The following is a 22,934-nucleotide window of genomic DNA, read 5'->3' as shown; positions in this document are numbered from 1 at the left end:
ACAATCATTACCACTATAGTGTGACGCGTGGAGTGGTTGCTGATCCCCTTCGAGGTGTCGTTCGTGCAGCGTGCGCTGGTGGCGGGGGTGCTCGTCTCGGCGGTGTGCGCCGTCGTGGGGACCTGGGTGGTGTTGCGCGGCATGGCCTTCATCGGGGACGCCATGTCGCACGGGATGCTGCCCGGGGTGGCGATCGCCTCGCTGACCGGCGTGAACCTGCTGATCGGGGCCGCGATCAGCGCCGGGGTGATGGCGCTCGGTGTCACGGCCCTCGGGCGTTCGCGGCGGTTGTCCGAAGACACCACGATCGGCTTGCTCTTCGTCGGCATGCTCGCCACCGGCGTGATCATCGTGTCGCATTCGAGGTCGTTCGCGGTCGATCTCACCGGATTCCTCTTCGGCGACGTGCTCGCCGTCGGATCCGGTGATCTCGTCGGCCTCGGGATCACCCTGGTCGTCGTGGGTGCGGTGGCTTTACTGGGGCACCGCTCGTTCACCGCGCTCACGTTCGACGTCCGGAAGGCGCACACGCTGGGCCTCCGTCCACGCCTGGCCAACGCGGTGCTGCTCGGGCTGGTCACGCTGACGATCGTCGCGTCGTTCCGCGTGGTGGGCACGTTGCTGGTGTTCGGGCTGCTCATCGCCCCGGCCGCGGCGGCGCTGTTCTGGTCGCGGCGGATCACCACGATCATGCTCATCGCGGCGGCGCTCGGCATCGTCGCCACTGTCGGCGGCCTGCTCGTGTCCTGGCATTGGGGCACCGCGGCGGGCGCGACCATCGCCGCCGGCGCGGTCCTGTTGTTCTTCCTCTCCGCCCTTTTGTCATTCGTACGACAGCGATTCCGTTCCCTGACCCCGGAGATCGAGAGCTCACGATGAAACTGAAAGCAGTGACGGTGATCGTCGCGGCGCTGACCTTGGCGGCGTGCGGCGGGGAGCAGCCGAAGGAGGTGACCGCGGAGGTTCCGCACGGCTACGTCGAAGGAGCCGAAGAGGCGGCCGAGGCCCAGTCGCGGCTGATCGTCGCGGACGCCGGAACGGGTGCCGTGCGTGTGGTTGACCTGATCACCGAGGAGGTGCACGAGACCGGTCAAGTCGACGGAGTGCGCGCCCTGACCACTGACGGCCGTTTCGGCTACCTGACCGCGCACGACGGGACGGCCCGTGTGATCGACAGTGGTTCCTGGATGGTCGACCACGGCGACCACGTCCATTACTACCGGGCGAAAGTCCGAGACGTCGGCGTGGCGCCTGGCAAGCAGCCCCTGTCGGCCTACAGCGATCCCGCTGTCGCCGCGCTGTCCTATTCGGACGGTACGACGACGTTGCTGGACAGGGCGCAGCTCGACAAGGGAGCCGTGGCGGAACTCGGGAAGATCACGCGGGAACCGCATGCCGCCGTCGCGATTCCTTACGGCGGACACGTCCTGGCTTCCGTGGCGGAACCGGGAAAGCAACTGGGGCGCGGAGTGCGCGTTCACGACCGTCAGGGCAAAGCCGTGGCGGAGATCCCTGAGCCGTGTCCGGATCTGCAGGGGCAGGCGGTGACCCGGCGAGGCGTCGTGTTCGGTTGCGCGGACGGCGCGTTGCTCGTGACCGAAAAGGACGGTGTGTTCACCGGCTCGAAGATCCCGTACCCGCGCAGTGTCGACGCGCAGGAGCGCGCGACCGCGTTCTTCCACCGTCCGGGCGCCGCGACTCTCGCGGCACGCGCGGGGGAGGCCGCCGCGTGGTTCCTGGACATCGGCCGGCGCGGTTGGCAGTACGTCGAGACCGGACCGGTCACCGCGGTGAGTGCCGTGGGTGAGGGCGGCCAGCTGCTGGCCCTGACCCGGGACGGAACGCTGCGTTCCTTCGACGGCAACGGAAAGGAACAGGCGGCGGTCCCACTTCTGACGCCGGAAGCAGCCGCTGCCGACGGTCCGTCCATCCAGGTCGACACGACCCGCGCCTACGTCAACAACCCGCTCTCGGCCGACGTCTACGAGATCGACTACAACGACAACCTTCGTCGTGCCAGGACGTTGAAGGTCGGCGGCAAGGCAAGCCACATCGTGGAGACCGGGCGATGAAGCGCCGGGTAATCGCACTGTGCGTCGCGGCGTTACTCGCGGCGGCGGGCTGTTCCGGAAGTGGCGGGAAGAGCACCTCGGTCGTCGTCACCACGAACATCCTCGGCGACATCACCCGCGCCGTCGTCGGCGATCAGGCCGAGGTCACCGTGCTGATGAAGCCGAACGCCGACCCGCATTCCTTCGGGATCTCCGCGCAGCAGGCGGCCCAGGTCGAACGCGCCGGTCTGATCGTCTACAACGGGCTTGGGCTCGAAGAGGGCATGCTGCGCACGGTCCGCACCGCCGAGGAGAACGGTGTACCTGCACTTCCGGCGGGGGAACGGGCGAACCCGATCAGCTACGCGGGTGACAAGCCGGATCCCCATTTCTGGACGGATCCCGCACGGGTGCGCGACGCGGTGAAGGCGATCGCCGACGAGGTCGTCGCTCACGTCGGCGGTGTCGACGAGGCGGTGATCCGGGCGAACGCCGACCGCTACAGCGCGGAGATCGCCGCACTCGACACGATGATGACGCAGAAGTTCGGCGGAATCCCGCCCGAGCGCCGGAAACTCGTCACCAATCACCACGTCTTCGGGTATCTGGCGCAGCGGTACGGATTCGAAGTCGTCGGTGCGGTGATCCCCGGCGGGACCACGCTCGCGTCGCCCAGCTCCTCGGATTTGAAGGCACTCGCCGACGTCGTGCGCAAGGCCGGAGTTCCTGTCGTCTTCGCCGATTCCTCGCAGCCGGACCGCCTCGCGCGGGTTCTGGCCGAACAGGCCGGCCTGCACGTCGCGGTGACCTCGTTGTTCTCGGAATCGCTCAGCGAACCAGGCCAGGGCGCGACCACCTACCTGGAAATGATGCGCGCCAACACCGAATCGATCACCACTGGTTTGACCCGTTCCTGACCCGGAACAGACGAAAGGCACAAGGAAATGGCACGAAAAGCCCGATACGTCGCGTTGATGGCGACGACGGTGAGCACCCTCGCGCTCGCCGCCTGCGGGACCGAGCAACCCGCTGCGGAACCTCAGAAGGACGCGGCGCCCGCCGTCGCGGACCCGGTGGCCGTCACCTACGACGGCGGGATCCTCCTGCTCGACGGTAAGACCTTGAAGGTGGCCAAGGACTTCCCGCTGGAGGGCTTCAACCGGATCAACCCCGCCGGGAACGACCGGCATCTCATGGTCTCGACGTCCACCGGGTTCCGTGTCCTCGACGCCGTCGGCGCCGTGCTGACGGACACCGAGGTGAAAGCGAGCAAGCCCGGTCACGTCGTCCGGCACGCCGGCAAGACCGTGCTGTTCGCCGACGGGACCGGCGAGGTGACGGTGTTCGATCCGAAGACGATCGGCTCCGGAGCGTTGCCTTCACCGCAGCACAAGACGCCGGAGGCGCATCACGGCGTGGCCGTCGAGCTCGCGAACGGCGAACTGGTCACCACGGTCGGGAACAAGGACAAGCGGTCCGGAATCGTGGTGCTGGACAAGGACAAGAAGGAGATCACGCGCAACGAGCAGTGCCCCGGCGTGCACGGTGAAGCCGCCGCGCGCGGCGAAGCGGTCGTCGTCGGCTGCGAAACCGGTGCGCTGATCTACCGGAACGGTGTCATCACCAAGGTCACGAGCCCGGACCCCTACGGGCGGATCGGCAACCAGGCGGGCTCGGACGTCTCGCCGATCACCTTGGGCGACTACAAGGTGGACAAGGACGCCGAGCTCGAACGCTCGAACCGCGTGTCCCTGATCGACACGGAGAAGGCCACGCTCAAGCACGTCGACCTCGGGACCAGTTACACGTTCCGGTCGCTGGCCCGCGGCCCTCAGGGCGAGGCCTTGGTGCTGGGCACCGACGGCCAGATCCACGTGATCGACCCGGTGTCGGGTGTGGTGACGCGGAAGATCGCCGTGCTCGGTTCGTGGCAGGAACCGCTGGAATGGCAGCAGCCGCGTCCGGCGATCTTCGTCCGGGGCGGAACCGCCTACGTGACCGATCCCGGCAAGAAGGAGATCCACTCGGTCGATCTCGCCTCCGGCACGAAGACCGCGACCGGCACGCTTGCGGGCACGCCGAACGAGGTCAGCGGAGTGCTCGGCGGGTAAAGGCTCGGGTTCGGCCGAACGGGACCTGGTACCCGGATTCTGGCCGCGCTTGATCGCAGGGACTGTCCGTGAAGGCCTCCTTGAGGGACTCTGGCTCCCTCAAGGAGGCCTTCACGGACCTGATGATCGTCAAGTTCGCCTCAGGGTCGAGCGCCTCGATTTCTCCATCGTCGACCCCCGGTCAGCGGCGGATGAGACCGAGGTCGGTCGCGGTGGCGACGGCGGCGGTGCGTGAGTCGACGCCGAGTTTGGTGTAGCTGCGGGCCAAGTGGGACTTCACGGTGCCCTCGGTCAGGTGAAGCCTGTCGGCGATCGCCCGGTTGGACAGGCCGTCGGCCACCAGGACCAGCACCTCGATCTCTCGCAGGGTCAGCGCCGCGGTCGGCATCCGCATGCGGCTCATGAGCCGGTCGGCGACGGTCGGGGCCAGCGTGGTGCGTCCTGCCGCGGCGGTGCGTACGGCGGCCGCCAGGTCTTCGGGCGGGGCGTCCTTGAGGAGGTAGCCGGTGGCGCCCGCTTCGATGGCGGGCAGGGTGTCGGCGTCCGAGTCGTAGGTGGTGACGATCAGCACGCGCGGCGCGTCCGGGCGTGCGGTGATCACCGCGGTCGCTTCTGCGCCGGTCATGCCGGAGCCGAAGCGCAGGTCCATCAACACGACGTCGATGTCGCCTTCCGCCGCGCGGGCCACCGCGTCCTCCGCTGTCGCGGCTTCGGCCGTCACGACGAGACCGGGTTCGGTTTCCAGTACGGCGCGCAGCCCGGCTCGGACGATCGGGTGGTCGTCGGCCAGAAGGAGACGGATCGGGGGTTCGGTCACGGACGTTCCTTGGGCTCGACGGGCAATCGCACGGACAACGTGGTGCCGTGGCCGGGGACGGAACCGACGGTGAGCGTTCCGGCCAGTGCTTCGGCCCGTGAGCGCATCGCGGTCAGGCCGAAGCCGCTGTGTTCCGAGTCGAAGCCGATCCCGTCGTCCACGACGGCGAGCGTGACGTACCCGCCCAGGTAGCTCAGGGCGACCTCGGCGGTGGACGCCTCGGCGTGGCGGACGGTGTTCGCGAGCGCGGCCTGGCCGATGCGCAGCAACGCGACCTCGTGCGTGGTGGGCAACGGCACGGGGGTGCCGCTGAGGTGGAACCGCGCGGTGATCCGGTGCCGGACGCTGGTGGTGGCGCACAGCCGTTTGAGCGCGTCGGTCAGCGTGGTGCCGTCGAGCGCGGGAGGGGCCAGGGCGACGACGAAACGACGGGCTTCGGCGAGGTTGTCCGCGGCCGCCTGGCGGGCTTGCTCCACGTAGCGGGCGGCGGTCCCGGCGGTGTCGGGAAGTGTTCTTTCGGCGGCGACCAGCAGGAGCTGGATACTCGACAGCCCTTGGGCGAGGGTGTCGTGGATCTCGTGGGCCAGCCGCTCCCGCTCGGCGAGCACGCCCGCCTCGTGCTGGACTTCCGCGAGGTCCGCGTGGGCGGCGGTGAGCTCCTTGATCAAGTTCCGTCGCCGTTCGCTTTCGCGGTACAGCGCCTGGTATCCCCAGACGACGGCGACCGCCACCGCGGCGCCGAGGACCGGGCCGATCGCCGCCGCCGGGACGAAGGCGCCCTGATGGGCGGCGAACGCCGTGATCGCGGCCAATGCGGTCGCGATCACCGCGACCAGCCCTTGGCGACGCGACAGCAGGTGCAACTGCAGGAAGTACAGCGGGAAGGCGACCCATACGCCGTCCGGGGTCAGCGCCAGCAGGGCCAGCCACACGACGCCCACCGCGAGCAACCACCACGCGGCGGCTCGCCGCGACGTCTTGACGCTGGGCAGGAGCGGGCCGACCGCGTACACCGCGCCGCAGGCCAGCGCGGTCGCGACGACCGCCGCCGCTCGCGGTGCGTCGGCCGCCACCGCCCGCACGGCCGCCAACGCGAGCAGGGCGAAGAGCAGCAGGTGCAGACACCAGGTCAGCACCCTGCTGGTCGGGGTCAAAGCGGGCGTGGTGATCACAATGTGTCCAGGCTACGGAGCCAGATCGGGGCACGCCTCTATCCAAAGGTAGAGGCGGCGTGCCGCCTTCCGGTTCGCGAAGTGTGGTCTCCGGCCAGATGTCTCTGCAGGGGGTCGGCGGCGATCGTGGAGAGGTACCAGCCCGCCCCGCCGAAAGGACAGACCGGAGCCGTGTTCGTCGCCTGGAGAGACCTGAGATTCGCCAAAGGGCGATTCGCCCTGATGGGGGCCGTAGTCGTGCTGATAACCCTGCTGGTAGGCCTGTTGTCGGGGCTCACCGCGGGGCTGGGCGAGCAGAACATATCCGCGATCACCGGGTTGCCCGCGGACAAGATCGTCTTCGCGGCACCTGGCGACGGGCAGAACCTTTCCTATGCCAATTCCGCTCTCACCGAGACACAGCGACGGCAGTGGGCCGAGACCCCGGGTGTCACCGGCGCCGAGCCGCTGGGCATCGCCACCACCAAGGCCACGGCGGGCAACCGCAGCGCCGGGATCTCCGTGTTCGGTGTCCGGGCCGGTTCGGCGCTCGCTCCGGACAGCGATGTGATCACAGGTGACTCGGTGGTGCTGTCGACGTCCGCCGCCGAGGATCTGGGCGTCCGGAGCGGGGACACCGTCTCCGTGGCCGGGCGTCCGCTGACGGTCGCCGCGGTCTCGGGGGACGCCTGGTTCAGCCACACCCCGGTGGTGTGGGCCGGCCTCGACGTGTGGGCGAGAACGGCGCCACCCGTGGGCGGCACGCCGAGTGCGACCGTGCTCGCGCTGACCGCCGCCGAGGACGTTGACGTCGCCGCCACCGACGGCGCCTTGGGCACCAAGACGGTTTCGAAGAGCGACTCGTTGTCCGCGATCGGTTCCTACACCTCCGAGAACGGCTCGCTGCAACTGATGCGAGGCTTCCTGTTCGCCATTTCCGCACTCGTGATCGGTGCGTTCTTCACCGTCTGGACCATCCAGCGCAGAGGCGACATCGCCGTTCTCAAGGCATTGGGGGCCGGCACCGGTTTCCTGCTGAAGGACGCGCTCGGCCAGGCCGTCGTGCTTCTCGTCGGCGGCACCGCAGTCGGAACAGGTCTCGCCGTCGGCCTCGGCGCTCTGGTCGCAGGCTCCGCCGTTCCCTTCCTGCTGACGCCGGCCACCGTGCTCGTTCCGGCCACCGTGATGATCCTGCTCGGCGCGCTGGGAGCCGCCCTTTCCGTCCGCCGCATCACCTCCGTCGACCCGCTGACCGCATTGGGGAGTGCCCGATGAGCCTGAACCTGACCGGCGTCACCCTCACCTATCCCGACGGCGACTCCCGCCTCACCGCCCTCGACGACGTCACGCTCGATGTTCCGGCGGGTGCGCTCACCGCGGTCGCCGGGCCTTCCGGCTCCGGCAAGTCGAGCCTGCTCGCCGTCGCCGCCACCCTCATCACCCCGGACGACGGGACCGTCACCGTCGACGGCACCGTGACCACCGGCCTGACCCGGGGCGAGCTCACCGAACTGCGCCGCCGCAGGATCGGGATCGTCTTCCAGCAACCCAATCTGCTGCCCTCGCTCACGGCCGTCGAACAACTTCAGGTCATGGCGCGGATCGACGGTCGCTCTCCGGCCAAGGCACATGGCGCGGCGATGGACCTGCTCGACGCCGTCGGGCTCGCACCGCAGGCGCGACGACGTCCGCATCAGCTCTCCGGCGGGCAACGGCAGCGGGTGAACATCGCCCGCGCGTTGATGAACGAGCCGACCGTGCTGCTGATCGACGAACCGACTAGCGCCCTCGACCACGAACGCGGTGCCGCGATCGTCGAACTGATCACCCGGCTCACCCACGATCGCGGCACCGCCACCGTTCTGGTCACTCATGACCGTTTCCATCTCGGCGCGGTGGACCGGATCGCCGAAGTCCACGACGGGAGGCTGAGCATGCCCGCATCGGTGACCTGAGTTTCGTGATGCCTTCGGTGGCAAAAACCATCTTGTCCGGCGGTAGGGGAAAGCGGATAGTGGAATCCGTGGCGTGTCTCGATGCGGCTGCCGTCTGGATGCCGCGCGACAGCGATCCGCCTGGAGTGATGTCGGGCGACAACGGGACTCAGCGGATGTCGACTGCCGTGAATGGGCAGCCGATCGACATTGATGCCCTCCTGACGCATTTGCGCGACCGGGCGACGTTGGAGCACGCGGCCGGAGTTCTGATGGCGCGGTACGAACTGGCCGACGCGCCGACGGCGATCCAGGCGTTGCGAACCGCCGCCCTCCGCCATCACGTGGGGTCGAACGCTCTGGCCAGGGCGTTGCTCGTCGCGCCTCGACCGTGGGCAGACGGTCGTTGGTTTCCGCCGCGGGTGTGGCGGAGCGCGCCGGAACTCGACTTCCTGCCCGCGTCGTCCGCGATCCGGCCGACGGGTCTGCTGTGGGCGGCCTTGGACCGTGTGACCGATCGAGCCCAAACCGCCCAGGGCGACATCCAGTCCGTGACCACGAATCGGACGGGCCTGAAACTGGAGCGAGCCGAAGGATTCTCCACGGAATTCTTCCAGCACTTCGCCCATGTGGAAGGCGATGCGACCGCGTGCGGTATCGCCTTGCGTGTCCGTGAACCGATCACGGTCGCCGACGTCACCAAGTCGAGCATTTTCGATCGACCGGCGCTGGAAGCCCTCGTCGACGAGAACGTCCGGGCCGTGTACAGCGTGCCCCTGTCCGGACCGAACGGGTGTGAAGGCGTGGTTTCCGTTCACTACCGGCGCTCCGGACAGGGGCCGTCGAGGGCGACCCGCGAGGAACTGTCCCGGATCGCCTTCCAGACGGCGGCCTGGCTCCACTGGTACCGCCGGACAGCCACGCTCGACGCTCTCGAAGACCTCCACCACCATCGGGGCCGTTTCCCCGGCTGATTCCCGCCGATAGGGACTTTCGCCCTTTCGTGCCGGGCTACACCGGCACGGGAACGGGACCGACGGCCGAGGGCCGCGGGACTTCATCCTCTGCGATCACACCGCTCCGCCGTTCGAGACTTGGGGCCGTCGAACCCACGTCGAGAGGAGCAGGGATGCCGGGCGCCACCGAAGGGGCGATCGTCGCCGGGATCGATGGGTCCCCGGCCGCGAGGACGGCTGCGTTGTGGGCGGCGGACGACGCTTCACTGCGCGGATTGCCGCTCCGGCTCGTCCACGTCTATCGGGTCCCGGTCGCGAAGATGCCAGGGGTCCTTCCTCCGGAGGAAACGATCCGCGTGGGGTTCGCGCACCAGGGCCAAGAATGGATTTTCCAGGCACGGGAAGCGATCCTGGGCCGGTTTCCGGAGCTGCCCGTCGAATCCGCGGTCCGGGAATGGAGCGCGGTGCCCGCGCTGATCCAGGAATCGACGACGGCGACGATGGTGGTGCTGGGGTCACGAGGGCTGGGCGGGTTCACCGGGCCGTTGATCGGCTCCACCGCGGTCTCGCTCGCCCGGCACGGCCATTGCCCGATCGTCGTGGCCCGTGGACGGCGGCCCGACGATCCCTTGCCCGAAGACAGCCGGATCGTCGTCGGCACGGACGGTTCTCCCACCAGCGAAGCCGCCCTCGGGTTCGGTTTCGACGAGGCGAGGCTGCGCGACGCCGGGCTGACCGTCGTCCGGACCTGGTCCGAGGTGGTGGACCACGGCGCGGTCCGGCCGCATCTCTTCGACGTCGATCCGGCGGAGATCGAGGCGGAAGAGCGGAAGTCGGTCGAAGAGCAAGTGGCCCCTTGGCAGGACAAGTACCCGGATGTTCCGGTCGAGATCGTCGTGCGCCGGGGGCGCCCCATCCGCACCCTGCTCGAATTCGGCACTCGGGCACGCCTGGTCGTCGTCGGCTGCCGGGGACGAGGCGGATTCGAGGGGATGCTCCTCGGCTCGACGAGCCAGGCATTGGTCACCCATTCGGAGTGTCCCGTCGCCGTCATCCGGCCCGCGGTGCCTGTCGAGTCCGGTGCCGTCGCACGAACCTGAGGTGGGAGACGACATGCGGGCAAGGGATCTGATGACGAGACCGGTCGTCACCGTCACACCGGAGACGGCCGCCAAACGCGCCGCCGAAGTACTGACCGAACACGGTTTCACCGCCCTGCCGGTGGTGAACGACGACGACCGCTTGATCGGCATCGTGACCGAGGCGGATCTGATCCGCGACCGGTTCCCCGAGGACATCCGGTCGGAGGGGCGTCCGGACGGCCAGGCCGTGCCGGGAACCACCGTGGCCGAGGTGATGACGACACCGGTGACCGGGATGAGCGCCGGGGCGGATCTCGCGGAGGTCGGCAGGGCCCTGCTCGACGGGAAGATCCGCGCGATGCCCATTGTGGACGGTGCGAAGGTGGTGGGGATCCTCACGCGCGCGAGCTCTTCCTGCGGTCCCTGGAGAAGCACATCAATCGTGTCGCCGTGGAGTTCCCGCACGTCGTGTCGGAGTGCCTCGTGGTCAAGGGGCGTCCTGGCCGGGTGCTGATGGAGTACGGCGAGCGTGCCGGGCTGATCGTGGTCGGGACGCGTGGTGACAGCGGGTTCGGGGGGCTCCTGCTCGGCGCGGTCAATCAGGACTCGTCGGTGCGCGCGCCGTGTCCGATCGCCGTCGTCCGTCCGGGGGTGGTTCCGGCGTTCGGCATCCGGTACGAGGAACCGCTTTCGGTGGAGGGAGAGCGAACGTGACCCGGACGAAAGTGACACCGGACGTCCACGTGACGGTCCGCGGCGACCTTCCGCCCGCGCTCGCCGAACGTGCCGGGCGCAAGGTGAAGCGGCTCTTCGGGCTCACCCGTCGTCCTGTCCTCGCCGCGTCGGTACGGCTGAGCGGACACGGGAATCCCGTGGTCGCCCAGGCGAACCTCGACGTGGGCGGACGGCGGCTGCGGGCCCAGGTCGTCGCGCCGACCGCCGAAGAGGCGATCGAACGCCTGGACGGGAAACTGCGGCTTCAGCTGGAGCGGAGCGCCCACTACTGGGACGCCAGACGCGGGCGGCGTCCGGACGTCGACCCCGGCGAATGGCGCCACGACTCGCCCTCGGGCAGACCGACGCGGTGGTTTCCCCGGCCGGAGGGCGAACCGGAGATCGTCCGGCGCAAGACCTACTCGCTCGGTCGTTCCACTGTGGACGAAGCGTTCTTCGAGATGCACCTGCTCGACTACGACTTCCATCTGTTCACGGAATCGGGGACGGGGCAGGACAGCGTGCTCTACCACGCCGGGCCCACTCTGCACCGGCTGGCGCAGTCGACGCCGCCGGGGCCGCACCTCCTCAGCCCGTTCAGGCTCGCGGTGACCGTCAGCGGGCGACCGGCACCGGTCCTGACGACGACCGACGCGATGCATCGGCTCGGCGTGCTCGGCTTGCCGTTCCTCTTCTTTCTCGACCTCGACCGGGCTCGCGGCAATCTGCTCTATCGCCGGTACGACGGCCACTACGGCCTGATCACCCCTGCCGTCGAGAAGACCGGCTAACGAAACAGCGCGGTGAGTTCGATCCTGCTGGAGATGCCGAGCTTGTCGTAGACATGGGCCAGATGGTTGTCCACGGTCCGGACGGACAGCCGCGGCCAGCCGCGCGATCTCGCGTTCCCTCGGGGTGAGCTGCTGGGTACCACCGCCGTTGTCGAGCCCCGGGGTTCGTGCGGTCGGGCAACATCGCGCCAGCTCGCGTGCTCTCGCGAAGGCCACGCCCGCCCGTCGTGCCTGCCCCGCCTCCTGAGCCACTCGCCCCGCCGCTGTCAGCATCTCGGCGGCGAGCAGGGGAGCGGGCAGCGTGGCGAACGCGTCCGCCGCGGCGAGCAGAGCGGATTCGTCGCTTGCCGCCAGTGCCGATGCGGCGTCACGGTAGACGCCGGCGAGATCGCCCTCGACGACCTCCGCGAGCACCTTCAGGCGTTTCCCCACTTGCCTCGCCGCGCCGAATCGCGCGGCCTCGTACAGTACGACCGCTTCCATGCACGAAAGCCCGGCTTCCCTGGCGATCTCCGCGCCGCCGAGCGCGATCTCGGCGGCGCCTCGCACGTCACCGCGGACGGCGGTGACCCACGCGCGATGAGCTTCGGCGTGTGGCCGGAACAGTCGTTTGATCGCCGTTCCCGAGCCGTCCGCGGAGGCCTTGTCCACGAGTTCGACGGCTCCGCTCATCGCCAGTGTCCCGGCGAGGGTCATCTCGTGCAGGTGGAGGCTGCCGGTCGGGTCCTGCACCGTCTCGATGGCGACGGTTTCGCGCAGCGAGGTGACGGCGGCGCGGAGCTCCCCGCGCAGCTGCGAGATCAGCCCGGACAGCGCCGACCAAGCCGCGATGAGGCCGGGGTCGCCGACTTGCACAGCGGACTGACCGCCTTTTTCGGCGACGTCCCGCGCCTCGGAAAACCTGCCCGCGAACGACAACGTGTATCCCTCGGCGAGCCGGAGAAATGGCAACCCGGTGCGGACCAGGTCGTCGTGACGCTCCGCCAGCCGTTGACCCTCGCGTGCGACGGAGAGCGCCGTGGAAGCCTTGCCGAGCATCGCGTAGGCGTTGACCGCCGTGGTGAAAGCCGGCGAGTTTCCCAACTCGACCGGTAGCCGCCTCCAGACGGTGCGGGCGAGCGGCGGCTCATTACGTGGCCTTTCCGAGCACTCTGATCAGGGGAAAACACCACATTTTGCTCAGTCCGTACCACGGACAGCCCGCACACGTGGTGGCGACCGCGTGGGGAAGGGAACTCGCCGTGGACGATCCCGCGGCACCACGGATCGCGCGATTCGCCGATGTTTATCGTGCGGGTCCGCAGTCGGTCGAGAAAGGTGCACCGTGCGACGGTGGCATCGGGAACCCATTGCGTTAGGTGCGAATCCGTTCTTTCGCGGCGTATCCTGCGGCAAGTCCCATTGGTGGGGTTTGTGATCGCTGAACCGGTTTCCGGCATTGTTCGCTAGACACCGACCGCGTGGTCTCGCACAAAAATGCCATCCCGGTCAGCGGGGCGTTCTCATCCGGTTCGACAGCGTGTGGGACGGACTGCAAACGACGCGGGGTGGCGCAACTCGACCCGCATTATGGGATTCGACCGCCCGAAGACGTGGTGTGACCGTTCCTGAACGGCGTCGAGGTCCGGGGTGACTCGACTCTGAACGGCGGGGAAAATGCTGGGTTTCGTCCGCATAGGGCGTCATGGCCCCTTTGACGGGTTTCTCCCGGCTGGTGGAGCGGTAAAAGGATCTCGCAACTTCCGATGGGTGGTTAAATTCATTCCGCCTCGCCCGGCGACTGTTTTCTCGAATTTCGAAGTAAATCCTAACGCTTCATTCGTCTGCTCTAATTCCATCGAAGTGGGCTGTTCGTACGTATGCCCTTGCGCATTGTCGCCGACTTATGTCGTGCGAACCCCATGATTGACCTTTCGTACGGATGGAGGTACCCGTTCAAAGTTTCTCGCACTACTTTCCAATGCTGTCATCCCGACTGCGCGACGCGCTTGGCCCGCTCGCTGCAGTGCAACCCGTGAATGCGTCTATTCGCGGTGGGCTGATTCGAGGACGGCTCTGTCCAAATGTAAACCCAGCCATAACGGCGTTCTATTAAGGAAAATGGTGAATTCGACCCAAGATCTTGAAGTCAGCTTGGACCCGCCTTTACGCAAGGTACGAACCGAGGGGCTGGTCGTACGAAAATACGGCGGATCGTCGCTCGCCACACCCCGGATGGTGGGTGATGTGGCCACCGAGGTGGCATCGCTAGTCGAGGCGGGGGCTCGGGTGGTCCTGGTGGTTTCGGCCATGGGGGACACCACCGACCGGCTGGTCGCCTTGGCCGGGGAGTTCGCCGAGCCACCGTCTCCACGTGAACTCGACCAGTTGATGGCGACAGGCGAACAGGTCTCGGCGTCGGTGCTCGCCATGGCTTTGGCCGAGCGCGGTGTCGAGGCCGTTTCGCTGTCCGGAGACCAGGCCGGAATCGAGGTGAGCGGCGAAGCGGGGGCGGGAACGATCGTCCGGATCGACCCGGACAAGATCCTCGCCCGGCTGCGTGACGTGCAGGTCGTCGTGGTCGCCGGCTTCCAGGGCCGTGACGCGCGCGGCGAACTGCTGACCCTGGGCAGAGGCGGCTCCGACACGACCGCGGTCGCGCTCGCGGCCGCGCTCGGCGGTCCCGAATGCGAGATCTGCACCGACGTCCACGGCGTGCGCACTGCCGATCCTCGGATCGTGCCGGACACCAAACCCGTCGAGGAGATCTCCTACGACGCCATGGTGGAGCTCGCCGGGGTCGGCGCCCGGGTGCTGCACCCCAGATCCGTCGAACTCGCGCGCCGTCACGGGGTGGCCGTGCGGGTGACGCATTCCTCCGATCCCGGTCCTTCGACCGTTGTCACGGCGGGGGAATCGCCGCTGGAGGGCACTCCCCGCGTCATCGGCATCGCCCACGAACGCGACGTGCGGCTGGTCCGGGTCGAGGTCGCGGGCTCCAACCCGGATCAGTACGCCCGCGTGCTGACGACGCTCGCCGGATGCGGTGTGAAGCCGGAGAACCTGAGCTGGCCCGATCCCGGCGAACTGCGCTTCACCGTCCGGGGTTCGGAGCCGCTCGGACAGCCGATCACGGAACTCGCGATGGAACTGGACGCTCGTTCCACGGTTTTCGAGGAGCTGGGCTCGGTTTCCGTCGTCGGCACCGCGTTGCTCGATCCACCCGGTTTCTTGCCCGAGCTGCTGCGGGTCCTCGCCGATCACCGGGTCACGGTGCCGGCGATGACGACCTCGCAGTCCCGCCTCACGGCGGTGATTCCCGCCGACGCCGTCGATGCGACCGTCCGTGCCCTGCACGAGTCGTTCGGCCTGGCGGAGGACCGGACATGAGCCCGTACGGCCAGCCGTCGGGTCTGTTCACCACCGACGGCCTGGTCCTGACATGCGACGGCCACGAACAGCGGGTTCGCTGGCACGTCGGCGATCGATTCGAGCAGTTGTACGAGCGGCTCTGCGACCGGTTGCACGCCGACGGCCTGGACGACCGCCTCGCGGTGGACACCGGGGAAACCAAGCTCACCTTCGCCGGACTGGACGAGCAGGCCAATCGCCTCGCCCGTCACCTGCGAGCGCACGGGGTGCTTCCCGGTGATCGGATCGGGCTGCTGTTCGACGAACCGGTCCATCCCTACATCGCGATGCTGGCGGTGCTCAAGGTCAACGCGGCGTATGTGCCACTGGACGCGGGCTTTCCCGACGACCGGCTGGGTTACATCGTCCAGGACGCGGGCGTCCGGCTGGTGCTGTCGATCTCCGGTCTGCGCGACCGGTTCGAGCCGGGCAGCGTCGACCTGCTCTGTCTCGACGACGACGCGGACCGGATCGCGGCCCTGCCGGGAGGGCGGCTCAGCCCTGCCGAGAAAGGCGCTCCGGCGGACGAACTCTGTTACATCGTCTACACGTCCGGCTCGACCGGGCGGCCGAAAGGCGTGACGATCGACCACGCCGCGATCTGCAACTTCGTCAGTGTCGCCGCAGACGTCTACGGCATCCAGGGCACCGATCGGGTCTACCAGGGAATGACGATCGCCTTCGACTTTTCGGTCGAGGAGATCTGGGTTCCCTTGATGTGCGGCGCGACGCTCGTGCCGAAACCCGGCGGTACCAGTCTCGTCGGCCATGAGCTCCTCGAGTTCCTGCGGGACAACAGGGTCACCGCGCTGTGCTGCGTCCCGACCCTGTTGGCGAGCCTCGACGAGGATCTGCCGTTGCTGCGGTTCCTCCTGGTGTCCGGTGAGGCGTGTCCCGAGGACCTCGTCCGCCGCTGGTATCACCCGGACCGGCGATTCCTCAACGTCTACGGCCCGACCGAGGCCACGGTCACCGCGACCTGGTCGGTGCTGAGACCGGATCGGCCGGTGACCATCGGGGTCCCCCTGCCGACCTACTCCGTCGTCATCCTGGACCCGGATGAACCGAGAGCACTGGCCGCGGGGGAACTGGGGGAGATCGGCATCGCCGGGATCGGGCTCGCCGGGGGCTATCTGAACCGGCCGGACCTGACCGAGCGCGCGTTCATCCCGGACTTCCTCGACATCGGGCACAACCCGTCGCACCGCATCTATCGCACCGGTGATCTGGGCAGGATCACCCCGGACGGCGAGATCGAGTACCACGGCCGGGCCGACACGCAGGTGAAGATCCGCGGCTACCGGGTCGAGCTCACGGAGATCGAATCGGTCCTGCTGCAGATACCCGGGATCGCCCAAGCGGTGGTCGAGACCCATCACCCGGAGGCCGGTACGACCGAACTGGTCGCCTACTACAGCCTGCGCCGCGACAGGGCGACCGTCGACGCCGGAGAGCTGCGCCGACGTCTGGGAGAGCTGCTGCCGGGCTACATGGTGCCCGCCTATCTCGAACAGCTCGACCACATTCCCCTGACGCCGGCGGGCAAGGCGGACCGGAAGAACCTTCCGGCTCCGACCAATCCGCGAAGAACGGCGAGCGACGTCGACTACGTGGAGCCGGCCACCGAGACCGAACGGCACCTGGCCGAGGCCCTGGGACGGGTCCTCGGGATCGAGCGGATCTCGGCGACGGGACACTTCTTCGACGACTACGGCGCGGACTCGCTGCTGCTGGCCAAGTTCTGTACCCAGGTGCGGGAACGCGGCGAAGTCGCCCCGTTGTCGGCGAAGGACGTGTACCTCAACCCGACCGTTCGCGGTCTGGCCGGATTGGCGCCCGCGTCACCCGAAGGCGCGGTCGCCCTTGCCGAGGAACCGCGCCGGGCGTCCACCACGGCCTATCTCCTTTGTGGACTGTTCCAGCTCGTCGTCTTCCTCGCCTACGCCGCGGGCGCGGGCTGGATCCTGGACAAGGGGTTCGCCTGGATCGCCGCGACGACCGGGATCGTCGACATCTACCTGCGTGCGGTCGGATTCGCGTTCGTCGCGTTCGTCGTGCTGTCGGTGGTACCGATCGTGGCGAAGTGGACGATCGTCGGGCGGTGGAAACCGGGGGAGATCCCGCTGTGGAGTCCCGGCTATCTGCGCTTCTGGACGGTCAAGACCCTGATCAGGTTCAGTCCGCTGATGCTGTTCATCGGCACCCCGTTGTACACCTGGTACCTGCGGGCGCTCGGCGCGGACATCGGCAAAGGGGCCTTGATCCTGTCCCGGAACCCACCGGTCTGTACCGATCTGCTCAAGGTCGGCGCGGGCGCCGTCATCCGGAAGGACGCCTTCTTCTCGTGCTACCGCGCCAGGGCCGGCTGGATCCAGACCGGCATGGTCACCCTCGGCGACCACGCGTTCGTCGGCGAGATGACCGTGCTCGACATCGACACCGCGCTGGGGGACGACGCGCAGCTCGGCCATTCGTCGTCCTTGAACACCGGACAGAGCGTGCCCGACGGCGAGTCCTGGCACGGCTCGCCCGCCCGTCTTTCCACAGTGGACTATCGGGCACTGGGAACGGTGGCGCGCGGCAGGTTCCGGTCGTTCGCCTTCTGCGTGTCCAGCTTGCTGCTCATGCTGCTGGTGACGCTTCCGGCGACCCTGGGTGGTTCGGATCTGGTCGTCGACCGCCTGTTCACCGCGACGGCGGACTTCACCAGCTGGGCCTTCTACCGGGATCAGATCGTCGGTTCGGCGTTGCTGTACTTCGGGGGGACCCTCGCGGGCCTGGCGTTGGTCCTCACGGTCCCGCGCCTGCTCAACCTGTTCCTCCGGCCGGACCGGGTCTACCCGTTGTACGGCGCGCATTTCGGGATCCAGCGGCTGATCGCCCGGCTGACGAACCTCCGCGCGTACACCTATCTGTTCGGTGACAGCAGTTTCATCGTGTACTACCTGCGCGCTCTGGGGTACGACCTGTCGAAGGTCCACCAGACCGGATCGAACTTCGGGGTCGAGGTCAAGCACGAGACGCCGTTCCTCACCACGGTCGGCACCGGGACGATGGTCTCGGACGGCCTGTCGATGCTGAACGCGGACTTCTCCGCGTCGTCGTTCCGGTTGCGCCGGACCGCCATCGCACCGGAAGCCTTCCTGGGCAACGAGATCGCGTTCCCACCGGAGGCGCGAGTCGGCCGCAACGTCCTTCTGGCCACCAAGGTCCTCGTGCCCCTGGACGGACCGATCCGGGAGAACGTCGGCCTGCTGGGATCGCCGGCGTTCGAAATCCCCCGGAACGTCCGCCGCGACAGCGGGTTCGAGCACCTCAGCACCGGCGAGGGCCTGCGCCGGAGCCTGCGGGCGAAGAACCGGCACAACATCGGCACCATCTTCGTCTACATGCTGGTGCACTGGCTCCACCTGCTCGGCATCACCCTCGTCGGGACGGCGGCCAGCATCGCGCACGACCGGTTCGGCCCGCTCGCCGTCGGCGGCGGCATCGTGGCCTCGCTGCTGTTCACGGTCGCGTTCTTCATCCTGGCCGAACGCGCCGTGCAGGGCTTCCGGCCGTTGCGACCGCGGTTCTGCTCGATCTACGACCGGGTGTTCTGGCGGCACGAGCGGTACTGGAAGCTCAGTCCCGCGCGCTTCCTGGCGTTGTTCAACGGGACGCCGTTCAAGGCCTTCCTCTACCGCTGCCTCGGTGTCCGGATCGGACGTCGCGTCTTCGACGACGGATGCGCGATCCCGGAACGGTCCCTGGTGAGTGTCGGCGACGACTGCACGCTCAACCTGCACACCGTTCTGCAGTCGCACTCGCTCGAGGACGGCACGTTCAAATCCGACTACATCTCCGTCGGCCCGGCCTGCACGATCGGCACCGGTGCCTTCATCCACTACGGAGTGACGATGGCGGAAGGCGCGATCGCCGAGGCGGACGCGTTCCTGATGAAGGGCACCACGGCCCCGGCACGCACGTGCTGGCAGGCCAATCCGGCGGTCGAGCTCGACACGGCGGAAGTCATCACCGCGGCAAGGAGGCTGCCATGACCTACACCCACACCGCGAGACCGGCGCCGCGGGTCGACGGCGACCTGCCGGGTCCGCGCTCGGCCGAATTCCTCGAACACCAGCGACAGTGGGAGTCCAGCGCGCGGGCCTATCCGCGCAACCTGCCGATCGCGATCGCGGGCGGGGAGGGCAGCTACATCCGGGACATGGACGGGAACGTCTTCCTCGACTTCCTGGCGGGCGCGGGGGTGCTGTCCCTTGGGCACAACCATCCCGAGCTGGTGCAGGCGGCCGCCGACCAGCTGTCGGTGCTCACCCACGGCCTGGACTTCCCGACGCCGGCGAAACGCGAGTTCGTCGACGCCCAGCTGTCCATGCTGCCGCCGGAGATGCGCTCGCGGATGCGGATGCACTTCTGCGGTCCGGGCGGGGCCAACGCGGTGGACGCCGCGATCAAGCTCTGCAAGACCGCGACCGGACGCGGCGACCTGGTGACCTTCCAGGGCGGGTTCCACGGATCGAGCCACGCGGCGATGGCGTTGACCGGGCTCGTCGCCCAGAAACGGCCGATCGCCAACGGGGTGCCCGGGGTGCACTTCTTCCCGTACTCCTACTGCGCCCGCTGTCCACTGGGCCTCGCGCGGGAGACCTGCGCGACCAACTGCGTCGGTATGTTGGAGCGGTCCTTGCGCGATCCCAACGGCGGCATTCCGCTTCCCGCCGCCGTGATCCTGGAGATGGTGCAGGGCGAGGGCGGGGTCATCCCGGCGGACCGCGACTTCGTGCGGCGCGTCCGGGCGCTGACCGCGGAGCTGGACATCCCGCTGGTGGTCGACGAGGTGCAGACCGGTTGCGGCCGCACCGGGACCTGGTTCGCGTTCGAGCAGTACGACATCGAGCCCGACGTCATCATCGCCTCGAAGGCCTTGAGCGGGATGGGGTTGCCGGTGGCGGTCATCCTCTACGACGAACGGCTGGACGGCTGGGCGCCCGGTGCGCACACAGGCACGTTCCGGGGTAACCAGGCCGCGTTCGCGGCGGGTACCGCGGCCGTCCACATCGTCCGGCGCGACGACGTGCTCGGCAATGTCCGTGATCGCGGGCGGCAACTCGAAAGACGGCTCGGGGTGCTGCGAGATCATCCTTGGGTCCGTGAGTTCCGCGGCCTCGGGCTGATGTGGGGGATCGAGCTGGCCGATCCCCGTGACGGGAGCCCGGCGAGTGGGTACGCGCGCGCCGTCCAGGCGTACGCGCTGCGGCACGGGCTGATCGTCGAACTCGGCGGACGCGACGACGGCGTGATCCGCCTGATGCCCCCGTTGACGGTGAGCGAGGAGGAGATGGAGTTCGCCTGCACGATCCTGCTCGACGCCGTGGAGCAGTGCGTCGTGGGCCGATAGGCTCGACGGGTTGGTATTATCATACCGCCCCGTGCTACGGTGCCGGTATGATAATACCAACCCTGGACGCGAGGCTTCCGTGATCGAACTGAAGACGCCCGACGAGATCGAGCGCATGCACGTGACCGGGCGTTTCGTGGCCCAGGTGCTCACCGAGGTCGGCGGGCTCGCCGACGTGGGTGTCAACCTCATGGACCTGGAACACCACGTACGCGGCATGATCGAACGGCGCGGGGCCGAGTCGTGTTACTGGGACTACGCGCCTTCCTTCGGCAAGGGTCCGTTCCGGAACGTCATCTGCCTGGCGGTCAACGACGCGGTCCTGCACGGCCTGCCCCACGACTACACGCTGCGCGACGGCGACGTGCTCACCGCGGACTTCGCGGTCAGGATCGACGGCTGGGCCGCCGACTCCGCGCGCACGGTCATCGTCGGGACGGCCGCCGAGGAGGACCTGCGGATCGTCCGCGCCACCGAGGAAGCGCTGGAAGCGGCGATCGAGGCGGCGCGTCCCGGCAACCGGCTGGGTGACATCTCGGCCGCCATCTGGGCGGTCGCCCGTGATCACGGCTATCCGGTCAACACGGAGTTCGGCGGCCACGGCATCGGCCGCACCATGCACGAGGAGCTCCACGTTCCCAACAAGGGCAAAGCGGGCCGTGGCATGAAGCTCCAGCCGGGACTCACTCTCGCGCTCGAACCCTGGTTCGCCCGCACGACCGACCGGATCGTCTTCGACCCCGACGGCTGGACCATCCGCTCGGCCGACGGCTCGCGCGCGGCCCATACCGAGCACACGGTGGCCGTCACCGAGGACGCCCCTTTGGTGCTCACCCGTCGCGAGCAGGAGAACCCGGCTGCGCGGACCGGGCCCGGACAATTGTCCACAAAGGATTCTTGAGCCTCTTCGGGTGAGCCCCGGCGCCTTCCTGTCTTTTCGGTCAGTGACGGGCGCGCAAGAGGCAGTGTCACGGACTTTTCGTTCCTCGCCGTTCTGTCGTGGATGCGCTCGCTCGTGCCCGATGAACGAACGGGCGATCATCCCTGCGAGGAAGGAAATCCAGTCACCATGCGAAAGAGTCTCAAGAGGCTTTCCGTCGTCGGTGCGGCCGCCCTCGGCCTGCTCGTCGCGATCCCGGCGAGCCCTGCCTTCGCCATCGGTGAGGTCGCCTGCGGCAACAGGGACGACTTCGTGAAGCTGGACATCTCGTTCGGCAACGGCATGGGGACCAACAAGTGCTTCGCGAACGCCGGCGTCACGGGCACGAACATAGGCGGCGTCTACAACGTCAACTCGGGCAACAACAAGGTGACGGTCAACTACGAGCGCAACGGCCGGTACGAGTCGTCGACCCTCGGCTACTGGCAGGGTGTGGGCTTCTCCGGCACCGTCCGCGTGTACGAGGTGCGCATCTGGTGACAGCCCGACAGTGGCGGGTCGGGCGCCACGGTGGCGGGAAATTCGGTCGAAAACGCTGAATACGACCCGTCACCATGGCGCGGCCGTTAGAGTGAACGGTCGCAGTAGTCGTCACTCTAGAGGAGCAGCAGTTCATGATCGCCGAGAGTGCGAATCAGCAGAGCGTCACCTTCCCGCAGGAAGCGACGCCGATCTTCGACCTGGTCGCGAAGATGGTGTCGCGGACGCGGACCGAAGACCAGCAGGAACTCGACCGCGAAGCCGGTCTCGCGACCTCGGCGTAGCGGCGGGCTCGCCGAGCTCATTCGGTGGAGGTGCCCGCGGCGTCGGCGCGGAGTTCCGCGGCGGTGCGGCGGGCGTGGGCCAGGCCGTCCAGGATCCACTGCGGCGGCTGCCTGTCGTTGGTCGCGATCCGCTCGTAGGCGGCGACCAGCCTTTCCGCGATCTTCAGTCGCGTGTCCGTGGCCGCCGGTTCGCGTTCGGTCTCGGTGCCGTCCTGTGCGGACGGGATCGTGACGAGCGCGAGGCGCGCGGCCTGCGGGGGAGTCTCGGCGGGCGCTTCGGGTTGCTGCTGCTCCGGGACCGGCACGCGGCGCAGCCGGAAGGACGTCCGCGCGGTGTGTCCCGGCACGCCTTCGCGGCGGGCGTCCTGCGAGGGGAAGGGATCCGCCCGGAACCGCGCGACCGCGGGCCAGTACCTGCTCCGCGCGGATTGCGGTGTCGCGTCGTCGAGCGACTTCGCGATCTCCTGCCAGGTCTTTCCGTCGAGCCTCGCGGCGACCACGGCCGCGTCGAGGATCTGCCGCGCCATCCCGATCAGGCCGGCGTGATCCAGTGCGGCAGGCGTGTCGCGATCGGCTGTCGCGTCCGCCCGGGCGGTGTTCACGGCGAGATCGGCCAGCTCCGCCGCGCGTGCGGCGAGCACCAGATGGGCCCGGTTGGCGGCGGGGACCGGGTGGCGTGTCGTCACCGTTCACTCCTCGTGCCAGGCCGGGTGGCGCTCGCGGAATCCCGCATGCCGTGGCTCACAGGTTCTCTCGCCTTCTCTGGGTGTGCAAACTTGCATAATTATGCAACTAAACGGTGTGTGCTGGGGTTGAAGAAAAACGCAGGCTA

The 22,934-nt window shown here is 68.2% G+C and carries 21 protein-coding genes and 1 pseudogene; 19 read left to right on the top strand and 3 right to left on the bottom strand.

The annotated features are described in order from the left end of the window. Positions 1 to 27: 27 nt before the first annotated feature. Genes aztB through aztD form a run of 4 tightly spaced genes read left to right on the top strand, consistent with a single transcriptional unit; the run spans position 28 to position 4,162 of the window. A complete protein-coding gene (gene aztB / locus AB0N89_RS01760; protein ID WP_364199110.1) occupies positions 28 to 879 on the top strand; it encodes a zinc ABC transporter permease AztB in 852 nt (283 codons plus the stop codon). Next, entirely contained in the window at positions 876 to 2,072 is a 1,197-nt protein-coding gene (locus tag AB0N89_RS01755; protein WP_364199108.1) for a hypothetical protein, read from the top strand. The genes aztB and AB0N89_RS01755 overlap by 4 nt, the downstream gene beginning before the upstream one ends. Further along, positions 2,069 to 2,968 (top strand): zinc ABC transporter substrate-binding protein AztC, encoded by a 900-nt coding sequence (gene aztC, locus AB0N89_RS01750; RefSeq protein ID WP_364199106.1) that lies wholly within the window; start codon positions 2,069 to 2,071, stop codon positions 2,966 to 2,968. The genes AB0N89_RS01755 and aztC overlap by 4 nt, the downstream gene beginning before the upstream one ends. Positions 2,969 to 2,995: 27 nt before the next feature. Continuing rightward, positions 2,996 to 4,162 carry a zinc metallochaperone AztD gene (gene aztD, locus AB0N89_RS01745; protein ID WP_364199104.1) on the top strand — a complete coding sequence of 389 codons (1,167 nt, stop codon included), beginning with the start codon at positions 2,996 to 2,998 and terminating at the stop codon, positions 4,160 to 4,162. A gap of 181 nt (positions 4,163 to 4,343) precedes the next feature. On the opposite strand, the gene AB0N89_RS01740 is transcribed toward aztD, so the two are convergent. Beyond that, positions 4,344 to 4,979: a response regulator transcription factor gene (locus AB0N89_RS01740; RefSeq protein ID WP_364199102.1), complete on the bottom strand. Its 636-nt coding sequence runs from the start codon at positions 4,977 to 4,979 to the stop codon at positions 4,344 to 4,346. Further along, on the bottom strand, positions 4,976 to 6,151 hold the full coding sequence (locus AB0N89_RS01735; RefSeq protein WP_364199100.1) for a sensor histidine kinase: 1,176 nt from the start codon (positions 6,149 to 6,151) through the stop codon (positions 4,976 to 4,978). Before AB0N89_RS01735 ends, AB0N89_RS01740 begins: the two co-directional genes overlap by 4 nt. A 171-nt stretch (positions 6,152 to 6,322) precedes the next feature. Between AB0N89_RS01735 and AB0N89_RS01730 the strand changes: the two genes are divergently transcribed. From AB0N89_RS01730 to AB0N89_RS01660, 15 genes and pseudogenes are all read left to right on the top strand, one after another. Then, on the top strand, positions 6,323 to 7,405 hold the full coding sequence (locus AB0N89_RS01730; RefSeq protein WP_364199255.1) for an FtsX-like permease family protein: 1,083 nt from the start codon (positions 6,323 to 6,325) through the stop codon (positions 7,403 to 7,405). Continuing rightward, complete coding sequence (locus tag AB0N89_RS01725) at positions 7,402 to 8,085, top strand: ABC transporter ATP-binding protein (protein ID WP_364199098.1); 684 nt, start codon at positions 7,402 to 7,404, stop codon at positions 8,083 to 8,085. Before AB0N89_RS01730 ends, AB0N89_RS01725 begins: the two co-directional genes overlap by 4 nt. 155 nt (positions 8,086 to 8,240) lie before the next feature. Next, positions 8,241 to 9,038 carry a hypothetical protein gene (locus AB0N89_RS01720; RefSeq protein ID WP_364199096.1) on the top strand — a complete coding sequence of 266 codons (798 nt, stop codon included), beginning with the start codon at positions 8,241 to 8,243 and terminating at the stop codon, positions 9,036 to 9,038. A 155-nt stretch (positions 9,039 to 9,193) separates the two neighbouring features. Further along, entirely contained in the window at positions 9,194 to 10,120 is a 927-nt protein-coding gene (locus tag AB0N89_RS01715; protein ID WP_364199094.1) for a universal stress protein, read from the top strand. 13 nt (positions 10,121 to 10,133) lie between these two features. Continuing rightward, positions 10,134 to 10,505 (top strand): annotated as a pseudogene (locus AB0N89_RS01710) (CBS domain-containing protein); the annotation flags it as partial. An 80-nt stretch (positions 10,506 to 10,585) separates the two neighbouring features. Then, positions 10,586 to 10,816 carry a universal stress protein gene (locus AB0N89_RS01705; RefSeq protein ID WP_364199092.1) on the top strand — a complete coding sequence of 77 codons (231 nt, stop codon included), beginning with the start codon at positions 10,586 to 10,588 and terminating at the stop codon, positions 10,814 to 10,816. Continuing rightward, a complete protein-coding gene (locus tag AB0N89_RS01700; protein ID WP_364199090.1) occupies positions 10,813 to 11,607 on the top strand; it encodes an HPF/RaiA family ribosome-associated protein in 795 nt (264 codons plus the stop codon). Before AB0N89_RS01705 ends, AB0N89_RS01700 begins: the two co-directional genes overlap by 4 nt. A 66-nt stretch (positions 11,608 to 11,673) precedes the next feature. After that, a complete protein-coding gene (locus tag AB0N89_RS01695; RefSeq protein ID WP_364199088.1) occupies positions 11,674 to 12,702 on the top strand; it encodes a hypothetical protein in 1,029 nt (342 codons plus the stop codon). 38 nt (positions 12,703 to 12,740) lie between these two features. Continuing rightward, a complete protein-coding gene (locus tag AB0N89_RS01690; protein ID WP_364199086.1) occupies positions 12,741 to 12,965 on the top strand; it encodes a DUF3105 domain-containing protein in 225 nt (74 codons plus the stop codon). Between the two features lie 742 nt (positions 12,966 to 13,707). Then, entirely contained in the window at positions 13,708 to 14,976 is a 1,269-nt protein-coding gene (locus AB0N89_RS01685) for an aspartate kinase (protein WP_364199084.1), read from the top strand. Further along, a complete protein-coding gene (locus AB0N89_RS01680) occupies positions 14,973 to 19,037 on the top strand; it encodes a Pls/PosA family non-ribosomal peptide synthetase (protein WP_364199082.1) in 4,065 nt (1,354 codons plus the stop codon). Before AB0N89_RS01685 ends, AB0N89_RS01680 begins: the two co-directional genes overlap by 4 nt. After that, positions 19,034 to 20,398, top strand: a complete 1,365-nt coding sequence (locus tag AB0N89_RS01675) for a diaminobutyrate--2-oxoglutarate transaminase family protein (RefSeq protein ID WP_364199080.1) — start codon at positions 19,034 to 19,036, stop codon at positions 20,396 to 20,398. The genes AB0N89_RS01680 and AB0N89_RS01675 overlap by 4 nt, the downstream gene beginning before the upstream one ends. 79 nt (positions 20,399 to 20,477) lie before the next feature. Further along, on the top strand, positions 20,478 to 21,299 hold the full coding sequence (map, locus tag AB0N89_RS01670; RefSeq protein WP_364199078.1) for a type I methionyl aminopeptidase: 822 nt from the start codon (positions 20,478 to 20,480) through the stop codon (positions 21,297 to 21,299). Between the two features lie 168 nt (positions 21,300 to 21,467). Then, positions 21,468 to 21,818, top strand: coding sequence for a beta/gamma crystallin domain-containing protein (locus AB0N89_RS01665; protein ID WP_364199076.1), 351 nt, complete (start codon positions 21,468 to 21,470; stop codon positions 21,816 to 21,818). Between the two features lie 134 nt (positions 21,819 to 21,952). After that, on the top strand, positions 21,953 to 22,102 hold the full coding sequence (locus AB0N89_RS01660; RefSeq protein WP_364199074.1) for a hypothetical protein: 150 nt from the start codon (positions 21,953 to 21,955) through the stop codon (positions 22,100 to 22,102). 17 nt (positions 22,103 to 22,119) lie between these two features. Here the strand turns inward: AB0N89_RS01660 and AB0N89_RS01655 are convergent, their stop codons facing one another. Continuing rightward, the gene (locus AB0N89_RS01655; RefSeq protein ID WP_364199072.1) at positions 22,120 to 22,788 is read right to left on the bottom strand and encodes a hypothetical protein; all 669 of its coding nucleotides are present in this window, start codon (positions 22,786 to 22,788) and stop codon (positions 22,120 to 22,122) included. Between the last annotated feature and the right edge of the window lie 146 nt (positions 22,789 to 22,934).

The organism is Amycolatopsis sp. NPDC089917, from assembly GCF_040684635.1.
In the GTDB taxonomy this organism is placed as follows: domain Bacteria; phylum Actinomycetota; class Actinomycetes; order Mycobacteriales; family Pseudonocardiaceae; genus Amycolatopsis.
This window is presented reverse-complemented; position numbering and strand designations above follow the sequence as displayed.